At 56.1% G+C, this 21,740-nt stretch carries 15 protein-coding genes; 12 read left to right on the forward strand and 3 right to left on the reverse strand.

Annotated features, from left to right (window positions below; all coding sequences use genetic code 11):
• The first annotated feature begins 300 nt into the window (after nt 1–300).
• The 5 genes from AC2FJF_RS12545 (at nt 301) to AC2FJF_RS12565 (ending at nt 11,808) form a co-directional block, all read left to right on the forward strand.
• Nucleotides 301–7,707 carry a GAF domain-containing protein gene (locus AC2FJF_RS12545; RefSeq protein ID WP_496725704.1) on the forward strand — a complete coding sequence of 2,469 codons (7,407 nt, stop codon included), beginning with the start codon at nt 301–303 and terminating at the stop codon, nt 7,705–7,707.
• Between the two features lie 3 nt (nt 7,708–7,710).
• Entirely contained in the window at nt 7,711–8,052 is a 342-nt protein-coding gene (locus AC2FJF_RS12550) for an Hpt domain-containing protein (protein ID WP_109310482.1), read from the forward strand.
• Complete coding sequence (locus AC2FJF_RS12555) at nt 8,045–9,070, forward strand: adenylate/guanylate cyclase domain-containing protein (RefSeq protein ID WP_496725705.1); 1,026 nt, start codon at nt 8,045–8,047, stop codon at nt 9,068–9,070. Before AC2FJF_RS12550 ends, AC2FJF_RS12555 begins: the two co-directional genes overlap by 8 nt.
• Nucleotides 9,071–10,219: 1,149 nt before the next feature.
• Nucleotides 10,220–10,798, forward strand: coding sequence for a helix-turn-helix domain-containing protein (locus AC2FJF_RS12560; RefSeq protein WP_496725706.1), 579 nt, complete (start codon nt 10,220–10,222; stop codon nt 10,796–10,798).
• 119 nt (nt 10,799–10,917) lie between these two features.
• Complete coding sequence (locus AC2FJF_RS12565) at nt 10,918–11,808, forward strand: LysR substrate-binding domain-containing protein (protein WP_496725707.1); 891 nt, start codon at nt 10,918–10,920, stop codon at nt 11,806–11,808.
• Here the strand turns inward: AC2FJF_RS12565 and AC2FJF_RS12570 are convergent.
• The 3 genes from AC2FJF_RS12570 to AC2FJF_RS12580 are packed head-to-tail and all read right to left on the reverse strand — an operon-like array spanning nt 11,795 to nt 14,006.
• A complete protein-coding gene (locus AC2FJF_RS12570; protein ID WP_496725708.1) occupies nt 11,795–12,367 on the reverse strand; it encodes a thiamine pyrophosphate-dependent enzyme in 573 nt (190 codons plus the stop codon). The genes AC2FJF_RS12565 and AC2FJF_RS12570 overlap by 14 nt on opposite strands.
• Complete coding sequence (locus AC2FJF_RS12575; protein WP_496725709.1) at nt 12,364–12,912, reverse strand: decarboxylase; 549 nt, start codon at nt 12,910–12,912, stop codon at nt 12,364–12,366. Before AC2FJF_RS12575 ends, AC2FJF_RS12570 begins: the two co-directional genes overlap by 4 nt.
• Nucleotides 12,912–14,006, reverse strand: coding sequence for a pyridoxal phosphate-dependent aminotransferase (locus AC2FJF_RS12580; protein ID WP_496725710.1), 1,095 nt, complete (start codon nt 14,004–14,006; stop codon nt 12,912–12,914). The genes AC2FJF_RS12575 and AC2FJF_RS12580 overlap by 1 nt, the downstream gene beginning before the upstream one ends.
• 130 nt (nt 14,007–14,136) lie before the next feature.
• Here AC2FJF_RS12580 and AC2FJF_RS12585 point away from each other — a divergent pair, with 130 nt between their 5' ends.
• The 7 genes from AC2FJF_RS12585 to AC2FJF_RS12615 are packed head-to-tail and all read left to right on the forward strand — an operon-like array spanning nt 14,137 to nt 21,740.
• Nucleotides 14,137–15,159, forward strand: coding sequence for a succinylglutamate desuccinylase/aspartoacylase family protein (locus tag AC2FJF_RS12585; protein ID WP_496725711.1), 1,023 nt, complete (start codon nt 14,137–14,139; stop codon nt 15,157–15,159).
• Nucleotides 15,160–16,620 (forward strand): aldehyde dehydrogenase, encoded by a 1,461-nt coding sequence (locus AC2FJF_RS12590; protein WP_496725712.1) that lies wholly within the window; start codon nt 15,160–15,162, stop codon nt 16,618–16,620. It begins immediately after the preceding gene.
• A 24-nt stretch (nt 16,621–16,644) separates the two neighbouring features.
• Nucleotides 16,645–18,015 (forward strand): Rieske 2Fe-2S domain-containing protein, encoded by a 1,371-nt coding sequence (locus tag AC2FJF_RS12595; protein ID WP_496725713.1) that lies wholly within the window; start codon nt 16,645–16,647, stop codon nt 18,013–18,015.
• A complete protein-coding gene (locus AC2FJF_RS12600; protein WP_496725714.1) occupies nt 18,012–18,644 on the forward strand; it encodes a hypothetical protein in 633 nt (210 codons plus the stop codon). Before AC2FJF_RS12595 ends, AC2FJF_RS12600 begins: the two co-directional genes overlap by 4 nt.
• On the forward strand, nt 18,644–19,270 hold the full coding sequence (locus AC2FJF_RS12605) for a hypothetical protein (RefSeq protein ID WP_496725715.1): 627 nt from the start codon (nt 18,644–18,646) through the stop codon (nt 19,268–19,270). The genes AC2FJF_RS12600 and AC2FJF_RS12605 overlap by 1 nt, the downstream gene beginning before the upstream one ends.
• Nucleotides 19,270–20,460, forward strand: a complete 1,191-nt coding sequence (locus AC2FJF_RS12610) for a YlbE family protein (RefSeq protein ID WP_496725716.1) — start codon at nt 19,270–19,272, stop codon at nt 20,458–20,460. The genes AC2FJF_RS12605 and AC2FJF_RS12610 overlap by 1 nt, the downstream gene beginning before the upstream one ends.
• Nucleotides 20,457–21,740, forward strand: a complete 1,284-nt coding sequence (locus AC2FJF_RS12615) for an amidase (protein WP_496725717.1) — start codon at nt 20,457–20,459, stop codon at nt 21,738–21,740. The genes AC2FJF_RS12610 and AC2FJF_RS12615 overlap by 4 nt, the downstream gene beginning before the upstream one ends.

The following is a 21,740-nucleotide window of genomic DNA, read 5'->3' on the forward strand; positions in this document are numbered from 1 at the left end:
GCGCCTTGGCACTACACTGTTGATTCATCGCGCTGACCAGCCGGATGATCCGAGCTAAGTGGGCCGTGCTCGCGCGTGCATGAATGCAAAGGGCATCATCGGTAAAGAATTCCAGTGACTTCTATAACATGCTCTCTAAACTCCGGACAGTTGTTAGTCAGAATTGACGTGGGAGTTTGGGCGCAGTTGGGCGACAAAAAGGCATCAGGGACCTCGATAAGCCCCGCGCCATCATCTGCGCCAAGTTCGGAGTTAAGCGCAGCTGATCAACAGGCGCGGTTTGAAGCCACCGCTCAGGTGATGCAGGCGATCTCTGTGACCAAGGACGACGTTCAGCCGGTTTGCGATCTGATTGTTGAGCTTGCCAAAGACCTTTGCGACGCTGTTTTTGCTGGTCTGGTTCTTGGACAGGAAGGCGACACACTTCAGCGGCTCGTGGCCAGTGTTAACCTGCACCCTGACATTCAGCAGCTTTGGCGCGACGGCAAATACACGATGGAGCCGGGCAATTCTCTGGTGACTGAAACAATCCTCAGCGGCGAGACCAAACGCGTTGTGGATATGGGAGACACTGATTTCCACAAATCCGGCGATGAGCGGTTCAAGCTGATTGTCGACAAGCATGGGTGCCGCAGCAATCTGTTTGTTCCTCTAAAGGTGGATGGCGGTGCAATCGGATGCTTGATGTTGGCGCGAGACGAGGTCCGGCCCTATACCGACGATCAGGTCAAGCTCGTCGAAAACTTTGCCGCCCAAGCGGTAATCGCCATTGAGAATGTTCGCCAATTTCGCGAATTGCAGATCCGTCTGGCACGCGAAGGCGCCACGCGTAAAGTTCTCGAGACAATTAGCCGATCGCGGGAAGATGAGACGCCGGTGTTCCAGACGATCCTGGAAAACACAGCCCGGCTTTGCGAAACGGATGTCGCCACATTGAGCCTTTTGAATGAGGCAGGAACCCACCTCGAATATGCGGCCCATTTCGGTGATCAGTTGGCGACCTACGAGGTTGGCGTAGATCGTTGGTCACTGGACTCACATCTCCAGATTGCGGAGTCCGTTCGCGAGGCACGCGTTATTCACAATGTAGATTTGCGCCTGACTGACCAGTATATCAAAGGCGACCCATGGCGCCGTCAACTTGTAGACGAAGAAGGTGTCCGGTCATTTCTGACGGTCCCACTAATGTCGGCAGATGGCACGCCCGTGGGCGTCATCGGGATTTACCGACGTGAGGTTCGCGCATTTACAAACGACGAGATCTCTCTGGTTGAGGGCTTCGCCGCCCAAGCCGTGATCGCCTTGGATAACACGCGACAATTGAATGAACTGCATACGCAGTTGGAGCGTCAGGCGGCAACACAGAAAATTCTAACGGTCATTAGCCAAAGCCGTGATGACGATGCGCGCGTCTTTGATTCAGTGCTTCAGCAGGCCACCAGGGTATGTGATGCAGATCAGGCGGTCCTTATTTTGATTAACGCAGCAGGGACCCACGGGCGGTTGGCGGCGAATTGGGGGCATCAGAGAACCGAATTTGATGTTGGAGACGAGTGGCAGTTGGACGAATCGATTCCAATAGCCACTGCGATACGAACAGGTAAGGTTGGTCGCATCGATGATTTGACCGACACGGATTTTTATCGCTCGGGCCATCCTACAGCTGCCATGATGGTTGAGATCGAAGGCATTCGGTCACGCGTTACAGTCCCCCTGATGCAAGGAGATCAGGCCATCGGAGCCATCGCAGTTAGCCGCCGGGAGGTGCGGCCATTTGCTGACCCTGACGTGCAGTTGATTGAAGAATTCGCCAAACATGCAGTCATTGCCATCGAAAACACGCGCCAGTTTCGTGAAGTTCAGGAACGACTTGAACGGGAAGAAGCGTCGCGTGAAATACTCGAAGTCATCAGCCGCAGCCGCGATGACGACAAACCGGTCTTTTATAGCATTCTCGAGAACGCAAGCCGTTTGTGCAAAGCACCGCTGGCCTTCTTGTGTGTCGCTGACCACGAACAAGGGCACGCAACGATTCCAGCCAATATCGGTGCGAGAACTGATTTTGATGAAGCGCTCAAAGATTTCGTAGAGCCATTAACGCGCACTGAACTGGTTGCGATCAGACCAATGATCGATGGTCAAGTTATCCGCCAAGACGATATCGCCGATGATCCACTATACTACCGGGACCGTGACCCAAAACGGGTTCAGATGGTTGAGATTGAAGGTGCTCGCTCGGTCCTTGCGGTGCCGTTGATGAAAGACGACACCGGTCTTGGGGTGATCGTTCTCTATCGCCGTGAAGTTTCGCCATTTTCGGATGATGATGTCGCTCTGGTCCAAACCTTTGCGGCCCAAGCCGTGATCGCAATGGATAACGTACGCCAGTTCCGAGAGGTGCAGGACCGTACGGCGGAAGTCACGCAAGCCTTGGAGTATCAGACTTCAACATCCGAAGTGCTGCGTGTGATCTCAGCGTCTCCCAATCAACTGTCGCCCGTTCTGGACGCCATTCTTAAAGAAGCGTCGCGCATCTGCGAATTGCAGGATGCCTATGTCGCAATGCTCGACCCGGACGATGGGCTTTTTCATGTGCACTCGACGCTCACACAAGACACGGCCTTTGCAGAGTACGTCAAAGCTCACCCGATTTCACCAGCGGAGAACGGTGTAAGCGGGCGTGCGATCCTGTCGAAACGCACAAGCTATGTCGAAGATGTCGAAGCGGACGACACCTACACCTGGTTAGAAGAAAGCGGTGTAGGTGATTACAAGTCATTACTTGGGCTTCCGCTGGTTAAAAACGGTGAAGTCGTAGGCGTTATCTCTCTTGGGGCGCCAGTAGTCTCGGGTTTTTCCGCCAAACAGATCAAACTGCTGGAAACTTTTGCAGATCAGGCCGTTATCGCGATTACCAACGCAAACCTTTTCCACGAGTTGGAGGAGCGTACGGAAGAAGTCACGCAGGCACTGGAGTATCAAACTGCCACGTCAGACGTATTGTCGGTGATTTCGCGATCTCCGAATGAGCTGGAGCCGGTGCTGAAAGAGATACTGAGAGTCGCTGGCCGGATCTGCGAGCCAAAATATGCTGCGATCTCGATCCTGAATCCGCAAGACAACCTTTACCATACTGACATCATGCTCGACTTTGACAGTGATTTCATGAAGTTCATGAAAGCACACCCAGTGCCGGCAGGTCATGGAAGCGGTATTGGCCAAACAGCTTCACGCGGCAAAACAGTCTACTACGAGGACACTGAAGCTGACGAATACGCCTGGAAGGAAGCCGCGCGTATTGGCAAGTATCGCTCGCTTCTGGGTGTCCCTTTGGTCAAGGATAAGGTTGTGGTCGGTGTGATCGTGCTCTGCCACGACAAAGTCGCACCATTCGATTCAAAACAGATATCTCTGTTGGAGACGTTCGCCTCGCAAGCGTTGATTGCCATCAATAACACTCAACTCTTCGAGGAAGTACGGGCGCGTACGACCGAAGTTGAAGACGCATTGGTGCGCGAACGTTCCAGTGCTGAAATCTTGCAACTGATCAACGAAGCTTCTTCCGACATCCAGCCTGTGTTTGACCTTGTCGTGCAAAAATCCGCTGAACTTTGTGGAGCGCAGTTCTGCGTCCTCGAACGCTTTGACGGCAATCTCTATCATTTCTGCGCACAATACGGGTTTCCGCAGACTACTTTGAAGGCACTGACTTCGGATTATCCCTTGGAAGCTTCCAAGGGTCATCTGGCTCCATTGGTCGTGGAAAGCGGCGAAGTCCAGCATCTAGCAGATGCGCGGGGGCCTGAGTATTTCAGTCCAGAGCTTGCCCGAAAGGCTGGGTATCGGCGCTTGATGGCCGTACCGATCCGGGCAGAGGCGCGGATTTGGGGCGTCATAATTGTCGGTTGGGCCGAGGCCGGACCGCCGCAACAAAACAGCGTCGAGCTCGTTCAGGGTTTTGCCAATCAAGCCAGCATCGCCATCGAGAACGCACGGCTATTCCGGGAAACTCAGGAACGCACTGCTGAAGTCGAAGAGGCGCTGAAGTATCAGACGGCGACGTCCGAAGTGCTCGACGTCATCTCGCGCTCACCGAACGATCTTCCACCGGTTTTGGACGCCATCCTGGAGGTCTCGTCGCGGATCTGTTCACCGGAATACGCGTTCTTTGCAATGAAGGATGCTGACGATGGCCTATACCGCGTGGCCATGTCCCACAATGTCAGCGATGCATTTCTCAAGTTCCTGTCCGACAACCCTATCGCTCCAGAGGAGGGTTCTTGCATCGGGCGCACGGCCCTGCACGGCAAGACGGTCTATATTAGGGATACGCGTGGGGATCCGTCTTACACATGGAAAAAAGCGGCTGAGATCGGGGACTACCTTACCACTCTTGGTGTCCCCTTGGTCAGCAATGGCGTAACCGTTGGCGTTATTGTTATGGCGCATCGGCAGGCAGCTGCGTTTAGCGACAAACAAGTCAGCCTACTCGAAACCTTCGCGTCCCAGGCCGTGATCGCCATCAACAATACGCGACTGTTCAAAGAAGTGCAGGCCCGCACTGCAGAAGTTGAAGAGGCACTGGGGTATCAGAAGGCGACATCCGAAGTGCTCGAGGTTATTTCCCGTTCCCCTGACGCTTTAGAGCCGGTTTTGGAAGCGTTGGTAGCGGTTTCGTCGCGCATCTGCCGCCTACAGGATGCTTTTGTGGCGCTAAAGAAACCCGAGGACGGAAAATTCCATTTCTTTGCCGGGCACAATCTCACAGAGAGTTTTGCCAAATTCCTCGAGTCGCATCCATTTGAGCCAGGGGAAACGTCGGCGACCGCCCGGGCGCTTTTATATGGGCGCGCCGACTACGTTGAGGATACTCAAGCGGACCCTAACTATGATCCGGTCCTTAGGTCCAACTTGCAAGGATACAGGTCGGTTCTCTCTGTACCTTTGATACGCGACGGTGACACGATTGGTGTCATCAGTATGGGCAGCCGAAATAAAGCCGCCTTTGAGGACAAGCAAATCAAGCAGATGGAGACCTTTGCCTCGCAGGCGATCATAGCGATTCAAAACTCTCAATTGTTCAACGATACGCAAGTCGCACTCTCGCGCCAAACGGCAAGTGCGGATGTCCTCAGAGTGATCTCGGAATCCCCGACAGATACCAAACCGGTTTTTGAGAAGATTGTCGGACTGGCTACAGCTCTTATCGATTGCGACTTGTCGATTGCCATGCAGGCTAACAAAACTGAATACTGGCAAGTGGCGGCCGCGACTCTGGATGGTTTAGAGGAAATCACTTGGACTGAGCGCCTGCCAATTGATCCCGACGACAACCTGCCATCCCGCGTCATCCAGAGCGGCAAGACGCTGCAATTGGATGAATCGCGCTTTGATGAACTATCTCCGCGGGACACGGAAATCGTAGAGCGACAAGGATTCAAGTCGTTCTTGATGGTACCCTTGATGCGAGGGAAAGAATGTTTCGGCACTCTCGTCTTTATTCGGAAAACGTCGAAGGCTTTCAGTGATGACGAAGTAGCCATTGCCGAATCTTTCGCGGATCAGGCTATCATCGCGCTGGAAAACGTGCGTCTGTTCAATGAAACTCAGGCTTCCTTAGCGCGACAGACTGCCAGTGCTGATGTACTGCGGGTGATCAGCCAATCGCCTTCAGATACCACACCTGTTTTTGAGGCGATTGTAAATTCCGCGACACGGCTTGTTTCATGCGACATGGCAGGCGCCGCTTTGTCAGATGACAGTTTCTGGTGGCAAGTGGCTTTGGCGACGCCAAAAGGCCTATTACGTGATTTCGGACGAACCCGACACCCGTTGGACCCGAAGGATAATTTTCTGTCGTCCGTGTTACTGTCCGGGAAAACCATGCATGTACACGATTTGACGTCGCAGGGCTTACCTCGGTTAGCAAAGAAGCTTCACGAAGAAAACGGATTTGAAGCTTTTCTTGGCATACCGTTAATGCGCGGAGACAAGTGTTTGGGCGGGCTTTATTTCATCAGGAAATCAAAGACACCGTTCTCGGACGACGATATTGCAATGGCTGAGTCTTTTGCGGATCAGTCTGTTATTGCCATCGAGAACGTGCGCCTTTTCCGCGAGGCCGAAAAGGCCCGTGAGGTGGCCGAGTCTGCTAACGAAGCAAAAAGTGCGTTCCTCGCCACCATGTCCCACGAAATCCGTACACCGATGAATGCCGTTATCGGGATGAGTGGGCTCCTGATGGATACCGAGTTAGATGCCGAGCAAAGCGATTATGCCAACACGATCCGCGACAGTGGTGACGCACTACTGGGCATAATTAACGAAATCCTCGATTTCTCAAAAATCGAAGCCGGGCAGATGGACATCGAGAACCATCCGTTTGACCTGCGTGAATGTATCGAAAGCGCGCTAGATCTGATCAGCGGCAAGGCCGCCGAAAAGCAGCTCGATCTGGCCTATGAATTTGACGACGCTCTGCCCCTTGCGATCAGTGCTGACCTGACCCGGTTGCGACAGATCCTGCTGAACCTGCTTTCAAACGCCGTGAAGTTTACCGAAAGCGGGGAAGTGGTTTTATCTGTTGAACAAACCACCGAGAAACGAGGATCGCTTGAGCTAACTTTCAAAGTCCGCGACACAGGTATTGGCCTGAGCGAAAAAGGAATGAGCCGTCTGTTCCAGTCCTTCAGTCAGGCAGACAGCTCAACAACTCGCAAATATGGCGGCACCGGTCTTGGTCTGGCGATTTCCAAACGTCTTGCGGAACTCATGGGCGGCACCATGTGGGCACGAAGTGACGGCGAGGGGCACGGTTCGACCTTTACGTTTACAATCCAGACCAAACCTTCCAAACTGGTCAAATCGTCGTCGCGCGATCTGGTAGGCATTCAGTCCGAGCTTGAAGGCAAGCGCATTCTTATGGTGGATGATAACGCCACCAACCGAAAAATCTTGTCGCTCCAGACCGAGAAATGGGGCACTAAAACCACTACCTGCGAAACCCCGTCCGATGCGCTGGCCACACTCGAGAAGGCTCAAAAGTTCGATCTGGCAATTCTCGACATGCACATGCCAGAAATGGATGGTGAGGAACTTGCCCGGAAAATTCGGGCCAAGCATCCGGACTTGCCGCTGATCCTCTTTAGTTCTCTTGGTCCGCGCGACATTGACCTCGAAGACGGCCTCTTTGCTGCCAACCTCACCAAGCCGCTGCGTCAGTCGCATCTCTTTGACACTCTGGTCACGTTGTTTTCAACCGAAGATACCCCAGTGAAGCCGGCCAAGCCCGTAGACAAACCCCAGACCGATCCAGAGATGGCAAAACGCCACCCTCTGCGTATTCTGTTGGCTGAGGATAATTTGGTGAACCAGAAACTTGCGCTTCGCCTGCTTGAACAGATGGGCTATCGCGCTGATCTGGCCAGCAACGGCGCTGAGGCGGTCGAAAGCGTGAACCGGCAAGCATACGATGTCGTATTGATGGACGTGCAGATGCCCGAAATGGATGGGCTCGAAGCCTCACGCTGCATAAACCAAGATTTTCCCGGAGAAGACCGACCGCGTATAGTCGCCATGACCGCTAACGCCATGCAAGGCGACCGCGAGATGTGTTTAGATGCCGGGATGGACGACTACATCGCCAAACCGATCCGCCTGCCTATTCTTATCGAAGCCCTTTTGAATGTTCCTAGGAAAAGCAAGTAATCCATGACAAACGGTCCAATTGATCTTGATATCTTCGCTGAACTCAAGGACGCGACAGGCGACGAATTTGCCGCCGAGCTTGTGAACACCTTCCTCGACGAAGCCCCTGGCATGATCGCCGAATTGAAAGCGGCTGCCGACGCGTCTGACGCTGATGGATATCGCCGCGCGGCTCATTCCATTAAGTCGAATGCAAACACCTTTGGTGCGACTGCACTGGCCGAGTTGGCCAGAAAAATCGAGCTCGGGGACATACCAGCGACTGGTGACCTTACAGATGCGAAAGCTCTGGAGGCCGCTTTCGCCAAAGCTGCTGCGGCCCTGCGGACCCTGAACAATGACTGATACACGCGGCCATCTCCTCATCGTTGATGACAACAAAGTCAATCGGCTACTCCTGTCTCGCAATGTTGAATTGTTGGGGCACAAAGCCTCTGTCGCGGAAAACGGCCTCGTCGCGATGGAGATGTTGTCGAGTCAGTCTTATGACCTGCTTCTACTCGATATCGAAATGCCGGAAATGGACGGGTTTCAGGTTCTGGAGGCAATCAATGCGGACCCCGACCTGCGCGAATTGCCGGTGATTGTGACCTCCTCTGTCGAAGGGCTCGACAATATTGTGCGCTGCATCGAGTTAGGCGCAGAAGACTACTTGCCCAAGCCGGTGAACAAGACGCTTCTCAGCGCCCGCGTCTCCAGCGGCCTCGAAAAGAAGCGATTGCGGGACGAACAAAGACGCCTGCTCGAACGTTTCGCGACCTCCGAAGTTGCGCAAGACCTGCAAGAGTCTGGCTTTGCCATCGGTGGCAAACGTGCAAACGCATCGGTTCTTTTTTGCGACATTCGCGGTTTCACAGCCCTTTCGGAAAACCTCGCGCCCGAGGCAACAATTGATCTGCTCAACACCTTCTACACGTTGATGTTCGAGGCGGTGACCAGCAATGGCGGCATTGTCAGCCTGATGCTTGGTGACGGGTTGATGGCTCTCTTCGGTGTTCCACAACCTCTGAACAATACCGCGCAAAGCGCGGTAGCTGCGGGGCATGAAATGCATAGCATGATAGAGATGCTGAATCATGACCGGCTCGCGGATGGAGAACGGAGTCTCAGGATCGGGATCGGTATCGCCACAGGCGAAGTCGTCGCGGGCTATGCCGGCACTGACAACCGGGCGACCTATACCTGTATCGGATCCGCGGTAAATCTCGCAGCCCGATTGGAAGCGGAAACCCAGAACACAGGAAGCCGGATTTTGGTTGATCAAGAGACCCTGGATCTGCTCGACGGGGTCGATATTCAGGAGACATTTGGCGGGACCCAGATCAAGGGCTTCTCCGATCCAGTCGACATTCACGCTTTGTGATCTTCCGACACGAGTATCGTTTCTCCGATATCATTTCCTGTAAGATCGCTTACTACTAAACTCCCCGCCGTCGCAGCCACTCAATTTGGATTCGCGAAAACGGGTCGATTGTTTTTACGCCCGGCAATGGGCCTATTGCCACAGACAAAAATCGGGCTTTATTCGATGCGAGGAGAACAGATGAAGCGAACTTTGATAGATCACTATCATCCGGGTCTTTTGAGCAGTCTGTCCGATTCAATGACTGATTTGGAGTAGTGTAGCATTTTCTTTGCACCGCAGCGAACGACCGGTTTCCGCCCGACCTGCAATACAGCAGAACTAGGGGACGTCGCCCCCCGCGCCCGCAATACAATTAGACAGGGCCGTGTCCTCGGCGAACGCCTGTGGGCGCACCACCCTGTCGAATTGTTTTGCACTTGCTACACCCAACCCTCGCTGGGAGCAGGTTTTGGAGACGAGCGCCCTCAAGGGCTTCGCTCAAAACCAGTTTTTATGGGGAAACATGCTCAACGCAACCAATTGGCAGAAGGCAAAGCTATGCGGCGCAAAGGAAAATTTCTGTCGCAAAAAGCAAAACTATTTGTCGCCACATAGTAAATGTAGAACATCACGAATATTTGGCTCAATTGACAACCAAAACCTCAATAAATCGGTAAATCGCGTCATTCAATTCTGACCCAAACGTCAAGTAATTCTGACCCAATATGCATACCGGCCATTCATCGACACAGAGGCCAATGCCTCACAGGAACTCGTTCTTCCAGATGTTACGCGCGCACTAATTTCTGCTCTTGAGGCATAGCATCAGCAACCGTATCGTACCCGGTTGGTCTAGAGCTCCCAGCTTAACCCTGTCGCGTCTTCAGTCACGTCCTAAAGCCTTGTCATGACGGGTTTATCATACGCGTGGGGGTTCAATGTACCCTTGCCGTCTGATCCTCCTCCACTGAAATGGTCCACCCCAATAGTAAGGAAACGGAGGATCAACTCTGCGGGACAAGTCAGGTAATTTCAGAATGGTGTATCGTTAATCTGCTGAACGGCCTTCAATAACCTGACAAAGACCAATTGACTGAATGCAAAAAACTGACACAACTAAAGCAAACAATCTTCTAAGCAGCAACAGCAGTATCGGCACTGAAATCCGTGATCAAACAAAGAGATATCGAGCGTGAAGTCGGGCAAACATTGCAAAGGTTACGGCAGGAACGCAATCTGATCCTCTCTGAGCTGGCGACAACATCGCAGGTCTCGACCTCGATGATCAGCCGTATTGAGAACGGTAGCGTCTCTCCGTCTCTTGGCACGCTACAGGCTTTGGCGGACGCGATGGATGTTCCTCTGATGGCCCTGTTTGCGGACACCGAAGTTTCGGCCGACGTACATCACGTCAAAGCAGGCGAAGGTCTCATGTCCCGGCGTATTACGCAGGGCCACGTGCATAACTACCTTTTACTTGGTAAACATGGCGGGCCGGGAGGTCTGTTTCAATCTGCCCGTATCACCATTTCAAAGGACCAATCTGGGACCTTGCCCAGTTACCAGCACGAAGGCAGTGTTTTTCTCTACATGATAATGGGCGACGCTATATACAGGTGTGGCACCGAGGATTTTGTTATGGCAACTGGCGATACCCTAAGCTTCGATGCCAAGCTGCGTCACGGGTTTTGCAAGATCGTGTCGGATGAGATCGAATTCATCACGGTATCAACTCGCCCGCAGTAAATTCAGACCGTGATTTGGCACCCTCAGGTCGTATAACCTATCCGGACCGTTTCATATTCTTGTATTATGTGAAACTATGAATTATCCGACCGCATATCCCAATCAGGCACTGAGCCCCCATGAAAATTACGTTCAAACAGGTTGATGCATTTCGAACCGTCGTCTCCACCGGAACTGTAACTGAGGCAGCAGCGATGCTGGGAATCTCACAACCCGCGGTCAGCCGCCTGCTCTCGGATTTCGAGGCCGAAGTCGGTTTTCAGCTGTTTCAGCGCTCGGGCCGGGTTCTGGTACCAACGGATGAGGCACGTCTGCTCGTGGAAGAAGTTCGGCAGGCCGTCAGCGGCATGGAGCACATAAAGGAATCCGCCACAGCCATTGGAAAGTTCGGTCACGCGCGGCTTAACCTGGTGATCACCCCGGGGGTGTCTTCTCAGCTAGCTCCGGATCTGCTTCAGGAGTTTTCTGCCACTTGGCCAAAAGCCATGGCCCGAATGGAAATCGCGCCCAGCGATGATGCCGTCGAATGGATGGTTTCGCAGAATTACGATTTCGGGATCACGACAACCCAACCCGCCAACCCATCCTTTGACAGTCTGGTTATCCGGAACAGCGACGTCTGTTGCGTCGTTCCAACCGGCCATCCTCTGGCAGAGAAAACCATAGTTCAGGCGCAGGACCTGGCGGGTAAGAACTTCATCTCATATATGCCATCGTCGCGCTTCCGGTTTGAGATTGACCAGTTTTTTGAGGCCAAAGGCATCTCACGTCAGATGCAGTATGAGACCCGCACCACCGACGCGGTGTGCCGTCTGGTCGCGCGCGGTCTAGGAGTTTCGGTTGTCGGAGCAAGTCTGGATTATCTCAAAACCATTCCCGATTGTGTCGCGCTGCCTTTTGCGGCGCCTCTGACGTTTCGCGCAGTCCTGTTCTGGTCCAGGAACAAACCCCTGTCTGCTGTGGGACAGTCCTTTTTGAAGATCGTGCAATCGCAGATCAGCGACGATTAAGCGCCTCGCGAAAACTGGCTCGCGCCTGCGCGCTGTGAATATAGGCGTAGTCCCGAGGGTAAGGGGCACCTGCCGTCAGTTCCATCGAGACGAATTGCGGGCCGGTGGATGACAGAACCTGAGGCACCGCAGCTGAAAACTGATCCAGATCCGTAAAGCGCTGCACACTGGCATACCCGGCGGCCCAGGCCATGGCGGCGAAATCAACCCTATCCGCACCAGGCAGGGGATGCGACCCGTTCACTTCATAGACCCGGTTAGCCGACAGAAAATGATAGAGGTTCGTCACCCCTGCATTGGCAATCGTCACCAATGTCCCAAGATTCATCAGCAGGCTGCCATCGCCATCCAGAACGATGACCCGCCTGTCAGGGTTGGCCAGCGCCAGACCCAGACCATGGGACGACGCCTGCCCCATCGCCCCGACGGCCACGTAATTAAGGTAGCGCGGGTTCAAGGCAAGCCAGTCGAAACAGCTCTGATACACGGCAACAACAATATCGTCCTCGAGGATATGAGGGATCAGGGCCTTAAGCGCTGCGTCGCGGTGCATGGTCATGATGCCTCCGGTGCTCGGCCGATCAGGAAAATATGGGGTCTTGAAGTTGCATATGCCGCTTCAATCGCCTGCGGGATATGAGCCTCGTGCCCTGGCCATTCGATCAGGGAATGTGACAGTTCCATCGCATCCAACACTGGCCGAACAATCCGCACCCCGTAAGAGGCAGATTGGTCGGGGTGAATATGTGGCTCCTTACCCTGCAGACCGACCATCATAACGACCGGCAGTTCATAATCGACGCCAATGGCCCGGATCGCATTCAATGAATCCATCAGCCCTGTTTGCTGCATCATCAGGATCGCGCGCGTGCCGTTATAGGACATCGCCCCGCAGATGCTGACGCCCTCATCCTCCTTGCAGATACGGGTCAGGCGAAATTCGGGATCTCGCGAGATCGGCCAGAGCAGCCCGTCACTGGTAACGATATCTGGCAATGCTACGATTTCGCCGACACCCGCCGCCTTGATAGCAGCGATGATAGCCGCACCGGACGGATGCTTGACCTGCGGCGTACATTCGGTCGGTAGGGGGGACGCAACCATCAGGTACCTCCGTCCAGAAATGCGGCGAGCCCATCCCGTGCCGCTTGCAGTTCATGCCTGTGACCAATGGTGATGCGAATATAATCACGGTAGGCGGGTGAGGCGAACCGGCGTACAGCAGTCCCCTGTCCGCGCAGGAAAAGATCGGCTGCTTCGGCAGATTTTCCGGGGTTCGGAAAATGAACCAGCACGAAGTTGGCCTGACTTGGGACAACATGCAGACCCATTTCCACTAACGCGGCGCTAATCCAGGCCCGGTTGTTCAAATTGGTCTCTCGCACGAAACAGGTATGTGCCGTGTCTTCCAGCGCCGCAACAGCCCCTGCGACCGAAGAGGACGCCACCGGGAAGGTCAGGCCGATCCGGCGTACATTGTCCACCACATCGCTGGACCCGTACATCCAACCAACACGCGCCCCAGCCAGCCCGAATATCTTGGAAAACGTCCGGCACATGACCACGTTTTTGGCAGCCTCTACCAACTTATGCGCGGGCTCATAATCCGCCGCATCGACATATTCCTCATAGGCAGCATCGATGATCAGCAGAACGTTTTCCGGTAACGCGGCATGCAGGCGCCGCAGCTCTGCGCCGTTCAGATAGGTGCCTGCCGGGTTCTCCGGATTGGCGAGGTAGACGATCCGGGTTCGTTCGGTCAACGCATCGATCATCCGGTCGACCGAAGGTTTGAATGCGTCATCCGCCACCGACACCACCTCGGCATCGTTGGCAAAAGCATAGTTGGGCACCTTGAGATAGCCATTGGCGCTGCGGATCAGCTCGGTGCCCTGCCCTAGGTAGGCGCGGGCCAGACGAGCCAGCAGATCGTCCGATCCCTGTCCGGTGGTGATCCGGGCCGCATCCAACCCGTACTGCGCAGCAATCGCCGGGGCCAGGATATCGTCAGGGTTTTCCAAATAACGCTCGACATTGCTGATTGCCGCACAAGCAGCAGCGCGGGCAGACGGGCTGGGACCAAACACGCTTTCATTCGAGTTCAAAAGAATCGCAGGCGGTGGAACGTCAGCAGATACTCCACCAACCATATGAGGTTTGATCCTGCCTATTCCTGATTTTGCGAGGGTAATGCCCATCCAACTCCTCCGGCACCGCCAGAGGGCGGTAATGGCAATTTTCACCATATATCACATAGAGTCGTGGTTTAAGCAATTCACTTTCAAAAAAATTATGTTATTAAGACTGTGACTCAGCAAAAGAACCTGGATGACCGATACGCTTTCACCCCAACCCAGCAGGCTTCACCTGACCATCGATCTGGATGCGCCAGGTCGACAGTCCGGTGATCTGATGCTGAAATGGTCCGACAATGCCGTACCGTTGGGATACCACCCGATCCCGGTCATCAGCTTACGTGGGAAACCCGGACCTTCTGTTCTAATTTTGGGCGGCACTCATGGAGACGAATTCGAAGGACCCGCTGCGATCCTGCGGCTAGCGGCCCAGCTGAACCCATCTGACCTGACCGGACAGGTGATCCTGATCCCGGCCTTGAACGCCCCCGCGTTTCTGGCTTCATCGCGGGTTTCGCCATTGGATGGGCAAAACCTGAACCGGGCTTTTCCTGGCGCCGCGAATGGAGGTCCGACAGCGATGCTGGCGCATTATGTTGAGACTATACTGCTGCCGCGCGTGGATGCCGCTATTGACTTGCACTCGGGTGGCAAGGCGTCTGTATTCGAGCCCTGCGCCTTGGCAGCGCGGGGGAATGACACGGACCTGACTGCTTCCAACATGGAACTGGCACGCGCTTTCGGGTTGCCTCTGATCTGGGTGCTAGGCGCCCATAACGACAACCGAAGTGTGAATGCCGCGGCCGCGCGTGTTGGTGTCCCGATGATCGCGGCTGAACTCAGCGGCGGAGGTGGTGTCGATCCGCATGCCGCGGACCTTGCCGAAGCCGGGCTTAAACGCTGTCTGCAGCATTTAGGTATCTTGCCCGGCGGTGCTCCGGACCCTGTTCCGACGCAATGTATCGAAATCGCCGATCCATCGCATTCGGTCCATGCACCCGCAGATGGACTGTTCGACCGACGCTGCTCCGCAGGACAACAGGTTAAACGAGGCGATCTGGCAGGCACGCTGCATTTCCCCGCCGAACCGGAACGCTCGGCTGTCGGACTTAAATTTCCCACAGCCGGGCACGTTCTGGCTCATGGCAATCGTGGCATGGTGCGCCGTGGCGATCTGTTGGCATTGGTGGCTCAACCTCTGTCCGAGGAAAGTTGAATGAAAACCTATTCACCGTTCATTTCCGGTGCCATTGTCGATTGGGACGGTGAAACCCTGCCCAGTATCGACCCCGCCACCGGTCAGGTGTGGAGCATGATCGCCCGTAGCGACGCACAGACCGCCGACATAGCCATCCGGGACGCCGACCAGGCCTTCCGCAGCGGGCCATGGGCCAAAGCTGGGCCGACAGAACGGGCGGATATGCTTGACCGTTTAGCTGACATGCTGGAAACCCGGTGGGAAGACCTTGTCACACCCGAAATTCGCGACAACGGAAAACGCATTACTGAGGTGCGCGGGCAGTTTGCCGGGCTGCACAGCTGGTTTCGATTTTTTGCGACAGAGGCACGCAAGCTGCAGCCCGAACCTCAGGCCAATTCCATCCCCGGCGTGCATAGCGTGGGCCACTTTAGGCCCTATGGCGTCGTGGTCGCCATCACGCCCTGGAATTCTCCGCTGATGATCCTTGCATGGAAACTGGCCCCGGCACTGGCAGCTGGCAATACGGTTGTAGTGAAGCCCTCGGAAATGGCTTCGGCCTCGACCTTGGAATTCGCACGGCTGGCACATGAGGCGGGACTACCGCCCGGGGTGCTCAACGTTGTCACCGGACTCGGTCATGAGGTCGGCGAAGCACTGGTCCGCCACCCTCTAACACGCAAGGTCACCTTTACCGGTTCGGACTTTGGCGGACGAAAAGTGGCTGAGGCTGCCTCAGCCGGTGTAATCCCGGCGGTGCTGGAACTGGGCGGAAAATCTCCGCAAGTGGCGTTTGCCGATTGTGACATGGACAATGCGGTCAACGGAATTCTGTCCGGCATCTTCCTGTCAAATGGCCAGACTTGCGTCGCCGGATCGCGGCTGATCGTTGAGGCCGTGCTGAAGGACAGGCTGTTATCCCGCCTGATCGACCGCGCCCGCGCATTGCAGATGGGGGATCCGATGGACCCGGATACTCAGGTCGCACCGCTGGCCAATGAACCGCATCTGCAAAAGGTTACGGCAATGATCGAACGCGCCAAAGCCGACGGTGCGATTTGCTTATTGAACGGCACCGCCACAACTGCAGGCCGGAATGGGTTCTATATCGGACCAACGGTTTTCGACGATGTGACGCCCGGCATGCAGCTCTGGCGTGAAGAAGTGTTCGGACCGGTTCTGGCCGTCACCTCTTTCACCACCGAATACGAAGCCATCGCGCTGGCCAATGACAGCGACTACGGGCTGGCTGCCGGTGTCTGGACCACCGATGCCGACAAGGGCGCGCGGGTAGCCGAGGCAATCGAGGCGGGCACTGTTTACATCAACCATTATCGCAGCGTTGACCCTGCCTGCCCCATTGGTGGGATCAAACTGTCAGGCTACGGGCGTGAATTGGGCCCGGACGCCATAAGGGATTTCTGTCAGGTCAAATCGATCTGGACCGGCACCACGCCGGTGCCCGATCCGTTTCCCTGACCACCGATACGCACGGAGGACGGCATGAACGATCATTTCTCAGCCCCCAAGGGCAATTTCCGCGGTCACGACCAACAAAAAGTCTGGCAACAGCAACCTGACCCGGAACTGACCGAGGTTGGCCCCGGCACTCCGTGCGGCGAATACCTGCGCCGGTTCTGGATGCCGGTTGCAATGACCGATCAGATTGGCGACCTGCCCTATCGCCTGCGTATTCTGGGCGAAGATCTGGTTCTGTTCCGCGAAAAGAAAGAGGGCAAGCTGGGCCTGACCCATCTGCATTGCTGCCACCGCAACATGAGCCTGGAGTTTGGCATCGTTGAGGAAGGTGGAATTAGATGCTCATACCACGGTTGGAAGTACGGTTTGGACGGCACCATTCTGGAAACCCCGTGTGAGCCGCCCGCCTCACAAGTCAAGAAAAAAGCCTGTCTGGGGGCCTATCCGGTGATCGAATACAAGGGTTTGGCCTTTGCATTTATGGGTCCCCCCGAGGAGCAACCCCCATTCCCAGTAATGGACACATTTGACGAAGATGGCGACGAGTTGGTGCCTTACCTCATCAAATCCCCGTGCAACTGGCTTCAGGTGATGGAAAACGCATGGGACCCGTTCCATGTTGTCTACCTGCATACACTGGCCGTACGCAGCCAGTTCATCGACGCTTTTGCCGAGATGCCGATGATCGAGTTTCACGATAGTCAAACGGGCGATTTTTACACCAATGTCCGACGTGTCGAAGATATCGTCTGGGTGCGCATACATGACCATATGCTGCCGTCGTTCACGCAAAATGGCGGCCACTTCCCGGTGCCAGACGGGTCACGCTATTTTGGGCGCTGCGGGCTGTCGCGTTGGATAACCCCGATTGACGACACCAACACGATGGTCATCGCATGGCGCCACTTCCGGGATGCGGCGGCGAATGACGATCCAAAGGGCCTAACGGACAAAAGCAAAGTGGGCTTTGGGATGACCGATTTCTATGGCCAGGATCCCGATCGACCCTATGAGATGCGCCAGCGGGACCCCGGCGACTATGACGCCTGGGTCAGTCAGGGGCCGCGGAACGTCCATGCCCGCGAAAACCTCAGCTTTACGGATCGGGGCGTGGCCAAGGCACGCCGCCTGCTGCGCAACGCCATTCGTGCGTTGAAAGACGGTCAGTCCCCCCCGCAACCGACCGATAGCTTTGCCGGTCAGGTGATACCGACATATGCCGGGGACACAATGCTGCGCATTCCGCTTCAGGACGGTCGCGACGATGGTGCGGTGCTCAAGGAAATCTCGCATCAGGTGGCTGAGATCTACAAATCTGGCGACCATTTGCAGGGCGAGGCGCGCAAGACGTTCATCGTCGATGCGCTGAAAAAGTATGAGGCAAGCTGGTCATGACCAATCGTGTTCCACATAATCCGGGCCGGGTCGACTGGTCCGGCGAAAACCCCGGGATCTATCTGAAACAGAACTCAACGCAGGGCCACTATGACACGCTGGCGCTATTCTTTCGGGTGGTACTGTCGCCCTATGGTCGGGGCCATGCTGCATTGATCCTGGGCGCGCCGGATCAAGCTCAGGGTTGGCCGCAAGCACCCAATCTGATCATGACGGACAACCAACGCATGATGCGCTGGATCGTGGATGGTTGGGTCACCAAGATGCCCACCTTCATCGGAAAGGCAGGCCTCGACGCGATGAGCTGGCTGGACTGTGACAGCGTCGAAAAACGCCCCGGCGATTTGAGGTCGCGCTATTCCGAGACCCTGCGCGGCTCGGGCGTTACAGTCGAGATGATCTGGCAGGAAATGGGTCCACCCTTGCCGGTTGAGGTCACTAAGGAAAACTCGGCAACCAAAGAGCATGAGATGTATTCAGTGTTCCTTGAGGCCAAGGCGGCGCAGGTCGTCATCAACGGCACCCTGCTCCCCGGTCAGGTTGCAAGCCGCCAGTTCTTTGGCCGCACCATGTCGACCGCCTTTCTGGCCTTTTCCGAAACCTGGGTGACCCCGCAGGAGGATCTGTAATGCCGTTGAACGAACCGATCACCCCCGGAACCGTCGACTGGACAGGCGAGAACCCCGGCATCCTGCTGAAAGACGACAACAACAATTTCACCGCTATGGCGCTGTTCTTTCGCGTGGCATGGTCTCCGGTTGGGCAAGGTCAGGTGCTGCTGCTGTACGGAACGCCAGATCAGATGGACGGACCGCCCGAGGCACCGAACGTGATCCTGAGCGATAATCCCGATCTGACCGCCTTTCTGAAGGCCAACTTCATCAGCAAACTGGCCGCTTTCGCAAATGCTCCCGCTTTTGCCTCCCTGCCCGAGATAGGCGCGCAGGTCGTCCGATCCTCGGGCGATCCGATGAGCCACCGCTATACCGAAACCATCGCCGGAGAAAACCTGACAGTTGAACTGGTCTGGGAAGGGCTCGAGCCGCCCCGCGCGCTGGAGCTGTCTCCGCATGAGGTCGCTTCGGGCGAGCAGAACATGTTCTCGCTACTGGTGCCAGCACATTCGGCTCAGATCATCGTTAATGGTCACGCATTACCGGGCAAGTTGGGCACACGGGTGCAGGCTGGGTATGAAACAACGACTGCCTTCCTCTACTTCTCGGAAACATGGATCATCCCGCCGGAGGAAACTTGATGCTGCATCCGGCTGATCAGCTGGCGTTCGACAAGGCCATGGTGACACAACCGGTCTGGAACCGGTTCAATACTGCGTCCGAGGCGCTGAGGTTGGACGAAAATGTCCTGCTACATGCCGGTCCCGCCTTCGCCAGCCCGGATCAGATCACCGCGCCGATCCTGAACTCGGCCTGTGTCGCTGCAGTCTGGCAAGGGCTGGCGCAGAATTTCGATCAGGCCGAGGCGATGATTAACGCAGGCGAGATCGTGCTGAAACCCGCACAAGACCACGATGTCGTGACACCTCTGGCGGCTGTGGTCTCGGCGGATATGCCGCTGCACACAGTCTATGACGCGTGGCGCGGCCAACAACGTGTTTATGCGCCGATCAATGCAGGCAGCCGCCCGGCCATGCGTTTAGGGCTGAGGTCCGAGGCGGTGCTCAACCACATTCGCTGGCTCAACACCCGGTTTCTTGATGTTCTGGAGAAAGGGATTGCCGAAGGGATCGCGCTGGTCCCGCTGGCCGTGATCGGCCTGATGGGCGGGGATGATTGCCATGGCCGGACACCCGTGGCCGCACAGGCGTTGATTGCTGAACTCAAGGATCGCACCACCAGCGGGATCACGGATGACGACGTGTTGGCCTTTATGGACAGCTCACCCTCACTATTTCTCAACCTCTGGATGGCGGCGACCAAATGCATGATGAAACTGGCGGAGGGCATTGAAGGATCAAGCTTCGTCACCGCTGCAGGAGGCAATGGGCGCGAAGTTGGCATCCAGATCTCGGGCCTACCGGGCCGTTGGTTCACAAATCCGGCCAGCCCTCCCAAGGGGGCGTTTGACGTGGATTTGCCGCAGGACCGCGCCCTTGGCGCGATCGGCGACAGTGCCGTGGTCGAGGCATTCGGGCTGGGGGCAATGGCCATAGATCTGAGCCCTGAACAAAAGAAGGGTCTGGGTGCCTATCTGCCCGACGACGCTCAAGCGCGAATGTCAGGTCTGTCAGCCGGAACGCATCCGTATTTCCGGGCCTTGGATGTTCGGCTGGGCAGCACGGCGCGGGGTGCCGTGGAACAGGGTTCGGGGCCTGTGATCGGGCTGGGCATTCTTGACCGATTGGGCGAGGCCGGTCGCTTGGGCGGTGGCATCTACGACATGCCAGTCGCCCCCTTTGCCGACGCGTTGAAAGCGCTGGAGGCATGACCGGGCTGAACCATAATTCTGCCCATGAACTTGCCACATTGATCCGGGCAGGTGAGGTGAAGCCTTCCGAGGTGATGGCGGCCCATTTGGACCGGATCACAAACCGTGAACCCGTCATCGGGGCTTTTCAAACCCTCGATGCGGACCGCGCCATGGAGCGTGCAAAGGCCGCCGATACTCTCCCCGTTGGTAGGCCGCTCCATGGCGTGCCGTTTGTGATCAAGGATATCATCGACACCGAAGACATGCCGACAGGATGGGGTAGCGACCTGTATGCCGGGTGCCGCCCCGACCGCAATGCAGCATGCGTTCAGGCTTTTTTGGACGCGGGCGCGATCCCAATCGGAAAAACCATCTCCACCGAATTCGCCTACTTCAAGCCCGGTAAAACTGCCAATCCGGCGAATCCCGTGCATACGCCGGGTGGCTCGTCATCCGGCTCTGCCGCAGCTGTGGCCGATTTCATGGCTCCGCTCGCATTTGGTTCGCAAACCGCAGCCTCGCTGATCCGACCAGCAGCGTATTGCGGAGTCTGCGGGTTCAAGCCAACCACCGGGCGATACGATCTGACGGGTGTCATGGGCTTGTCCCAAAGCCTGGATACACTCGGCCTTCTGGCTCGTGATCCCCGCGATTTTGTGCTGACCGATGCCGTAATGTGTCAAACTGACCCCGCACCGCCAGCTAAGTTCGACGAAGCTTTGCCTCGGATCAGCCTAATACGCGGCCCGCACTGGCGGGACGGTTCGGTCGAGATGCGGGACACATGCACGCGCGCGTTGGCTGCCCTTGCCGCAACGGGGACAGAGACCGGAGAAATTGCCTTTCCACCCGTTTTTGCCGAACTCACACAGGCTCAGATCACCGTCATGGACTATGAGGTCGCGCGGCAGCGCGCTGCGGAATACGCTATCGGCATGCCCACCATCAGCCCGCAATTTCATGACCTTGTCACAGCGGGACTGGCGGTCACCGACGCAGAATACCAAGCTGCGCTGGACCTGCGCGACCGGGCGGGCGCGATGCTGGATCAGATGTTCCGCGATGTGGACGCTCTGTTGGTCCCGTCGGCCCCCGGACCAGCCCCCGCCGGTTTGGATGCCACTGGAGATCCTCTCTTTTCCCGGATGTGGAACCTGTTGCAGGTGCCTTCGGTCGCTTTGCCATTCGGGACCGACCAGAATGGCCTGCCGCTGGGTATTCAATTGATCGGACGAAAGGGTGATGACGCCCGCCTGCTGGACATCGCGGTCTGGGCCCATGAACACTTGTCGAAATGA

The sequence above is a fragment of the Ruegeria sp. CDSB013 genome (assembly GCF_059611165.1).

Excerpts from the sequence above, each read along its gene's own strand:
- AC2FJF_RS12545 (WP_496725704.1), top strand. The coding sequence starts at position 301 with ATGCAGGCGATCTCTGTGACCAAGGACGACGTTCAGCCGGTTTGCGAT.
- AC2FJF_RS12550 (WP_109310482.1), top strand. The coding sequence starts at position 7,711 with ATGACAAACGGTCCAATTGATCTTGATATCTTCGCTGAACTCAAGGAC.
- AC2FJF_RS12555 (WP_496725705.1), top strand. The coding sequence starts at position 8,045 with ATGACTGATACACGCGGCCATCTCCTCATCGTTGATGACAACAAAGTC.
- AC2FJF_RS12565 (WP_496725707.1), top strand. The coding sequence starts at position 10,918 with ATGAAAATTACGTTCAAACAGGTTGATGCATTTCGAACCGTCGTCTCC.
- AC2FJF_RS12570 (WP_496725708.1), bottom strand. The coding sequence starts at position 12,367 with ATGACCATGCACCGCGACGCAGCGCTTAAGGCCCTGATCCCTCATATC.
- AC2FJF_RS12575 (WP_496725709.1), bottom strand. The coding sequence starts at position 12,912 with ATGGTTGCGTCCCCCCTACCGACCGAATGTACGCCGCAGGTCAAGCAT.
- AC2FJF_RS12580 (WP_496725710.1), bottom strand. The coding sequence starts at position 14,006 with ATGGGCATTACCCTCGCAAAATCAGGAATAGGCAGGATCAAACCTCAT.
- AC2FJF_RS12585 (WP_496725711.1), top strand. The coding sequence starts at position 14,137 with ATGACCGATACGCTTTCACCCCAACCCAGCAGGCTTCACCTGACCATC.
- AC2FJF_RS12590 (WP_496725712.1), top strand. The coding sequence starts at position 15,160 with ATGAAAACCTATTCACCGTTCATTTCCGGTGCCATTGTCGATTGGGAC.
- AC2FJF_RS12595 (WP_496725713.1), top strand. The coding sequence starts at position 16,645 with ATGAACGATCATTTCTCAGCCCCCAAGGGCAATTTCCGCGGTCACGAC.
- AC2FJF_RS12600 (WP_496725714.1), top strand. The coding sequence starts at position 18,012 with ATGACCAATCGTGTTCCACATAATCCGGGCCGGGTCGACTGGTCCGGC.
- AC2FJF_RS12605 (WP_496725715.1), top strand. The coding sequence starts at position 18,644 with ATGCCGTTGAACGAACCGATCACCCCCGGAACCGTCGACTGGACAGGC.
- AC2FJF_RS12610 (WP_496725716.1), top strand. The coding sequence starts at position 19,270 with ATGCTGCATCCGGCTGATCAGCTGGCGTTCGACAAGGCCATGGTGACA.
- AC2FJF_RS12615 (WP_496725717.1), top strand. The coding sequence starts at position 20,457 with ATGACCGGGCTGAACCATAATTCTGCCCATGAACTTGCCACATTGATC.